This window comes from Actinomadura sp. GC306, assembly GCF_004348665.1.
In the GTDB taxonomy this organism is placed as follows: domain Bacteria; phylum Actinomycetota; class Actinomycetes; order Streptosporangiales; family Streptosporangiaceae; genus Spirillospora.
Window position 1 is genome coordinate 1 of the sequence record NZ_SMKM01000550.1, and the last position, 872, is coordinate 872.

1 protein-coding gene and 1 pseudogene are annotated in these 872 nt (G+C 71.6%); both read left to right on the top strand.

Annotated elements, in window-relative coordinates; genetic code table 11:
* Positions 1 to 102: 102 nt before the first annotated feature.
* Complete coding sequence (locus E1200_RS33440) at positions 103 to 507, top strand: hypothetical protein (protein ID WP_131956697.1); 405 nt, start codon at positions 103 to 105, stop codon at positions 505 to 507.
* A gap of 9 nt (positions 508 to 516) precedes the next feature.
* A pseudogene (locus E1200_RS33445) lies at positions 517 to 872 on the top strand (phosphoserine transaminase); the annotation flags it as partial.

The following is an 872-nucleotide window of genomic DNA, read 5'->3' on the forward strand; positions in this document are numbered from 1 at the left end:
CGAGGGTCCCCCCGCCCCCGGAAAACGTTTCGGAAGATCTTCGCCGTCCACGCCGCCGGGCGGAAAGTCGGGTGGCTTGCCCCCTTTGCCATGATTGGCGGCATGGGTGTGGCTGCGGACGACGAACCGCTCGACGGCGATATCGGGCCCGCCGCGGACCCCGGCGGGCCACGGGCCGCCGGGACGTCCGGGCCGCCGGAGGCCGATGCCAGGGCCGATGCCAGGGCCGATACCGAGGCCGATGCCAGGGCCGACGCCGCCGCTGAGCTGCGGCGGTACGAGGCGGAGCGCGAGGAGCGCCGACGGAGCACCAACGCGCTGGCGGGGCGGATCGCCGCCGTGCTCGCCGCGCTGCTCCTGGCGTTCCTGGCCTACGACTCCGCCCGGACGGCGCTGACGGCGCGCTCCAGGGGCGATAATTGGATCTACCCGCCGCTGGTCATAGCAGGCATTTGCACAATCGCGCTGGTGACCCTGGTTGCGTGGGCCGTACGGCGCGTGAAGTAGCCTTTTCGAGTGACCGACAGCGCTCATCTCGACATCGCCATTCCCGCCGATCTCAAGCCCGCCGACGGCCGCTTCGGATGCGGCCCGTCGAAGGTCCGTCCGGAGCAGCTCGCCGCGCTAGCCGAGTCCGGCTCCACCTACATGGGGACCTCGCACCGGCAGAAGCCGGTCAAGTCCCTTGTGGGACGGGTCCGCGAGGGGCTGGCGCAGCTGTTCGCGCTGCCCGAGGGGTACGAGGTCCTGCTCGGCAACGGCGGCACCACCGCGTTCTGGGACGCCGCGGCGTTCGGTCTCGTCCGGCAGCGGTCGCAGCACCTCGCGTTCGGCGAGTTCTCCAGCAAGTTCGCGAAGGTCACCACGGGCGC

Bases quoted from the DNA above. Each gene is read 5' to 3' on its own strand.
- E1200_RS33440 (WP_131956697.1), top strand. From the start codon at position 103: ATGGGTGTGGCTGCGGACGACGAACCGCTCGACGGCGATATCGGGCCC.